The sequence below is a fragment of the Pseudomonas sp. TJI-51 genome, from assembly GCF_000190455.2.
GTDB classification, from domain to species: domain Bacteria; phylum Pseudomonadota; class Gammaproteobacteria; order Pseudomonadales; family Pseudomonadaceae; genus Aquipseudomonas; species Aquipseudomonas juntendi.
Genome location: NZ_AEWE02000181.1, coordinates 1 through 1,183, shown reverse-complemented (window position 1 = coordinate 1,183; position 1,183 = coordinate 1). Strand labels below are relative to the sequence as shown.

Annotated in this window: 1 pseudogene; it reads left to right on the top strand. The window is 56.1% G+C overall.

Annotation, left to right across the window (positions count from 1 at the left end):
- The first annotated feature begins 61 nt into the window (after positions 1 to 61).
- A pseudogene (locus tag G1E_RS26460) lies at positions 62 to 1,164 on the top strand (IS5 family transposase).
- Positions 1,165 to 1,183 lie beyond the last annotated feature (19 nt).

The window sequence follows — 1,183 nt, the reverse complement described above, 5'->3', positions numbered from 1 at the left end:
AGAGGGTGTAGACAAAATAAACTAAACTCACCACTCCTTCAGCCTGGACAGCCTTGAAGTCATGCCTCGAACCGGACGCCCGCCCGCGATTGCCGCAGAGCAGTACCCAATGCTCGTCAAGCTTGCACAAACCCATCCCTTCTCCAGCCAAGCTGAATTAGCGGATGCATTCCATGCTGAAACGGGTATCACCGCTCATCCCGACACGTTTGCAAAAGCCTTGAAGCTGGCTGGAATTACACGAGTGAAGCAGCGTGCCAAAGGCAGCTTTGTTTCACCCGAACCTCGCAAGTCCTACGGCTACAACGAAACGCACCGACGCCAGTTGCCGGAGCAACGATATCCCAGCTGCCTGACTGATGCTGAATGGGCGCTGGTCGCCGATTTGTTTGAAACTCAGGGAGGTCGTGGTGTGCCACCGCGTCATTCTCGACGGATGCTGCTCGAAGCCTGCTGCTATGTAGTACGCACGGGGTGCTCATGGCGCATGCTGCCGCGCGAGTTTCCTCACTGGGACAATGTTTACAAGACCTTCCGCCGGTGGAGTACGCAGGGCAAATTTGAGCAGATGCATGATCGCTTACGAACCCAATGGCGCGACAGAGAGGATCGTGACGACAATCCGTCGGCGGCATTTTGGATTCGCAATCAACTCGCAGCTCTCCACAGGGAGGGGACAGTGGCTACGACGCTGGCAAGAAGGTGAAGGGGCGCAAACGAAGTCTGATAGTCGATACGTTGGGCCTGCTTCTGGCGGTGAGTATCAGTGCAGCAAGTGTGCAGGATCGGGACGCGGCGGATGACGCAGTGGCTTATTCGAAGGAAAAATACCCGTCATTGAATACGCTGTTCGTTGATAGTGCATACGCCGGAAAATGGGCCCAGCGCATGAATCAAACGCACGCGGTCGACGTTCAAGTGATCCGCGGGCCAAACAACCGACGAACAGGTAAATGGCATTCAGAGCAAGGCGATATGTTTGCGGTAGCGCCTGCTCCGACCGGTTTCGTGGTAATGCCCAAGCGGTGGGTGGTGGAGCGGACTCATGCTTGGAACGAGAGAGCTCGGCGACTGATTATGCACCACGACCGGTTGTTTGCTGTTAGCGAGGCATGGGTGTGGCTGGCCGAGGCTAGGATGCTCGCACGCCGGCTCACGACTTGATTTTGTCTACACCCTCTTA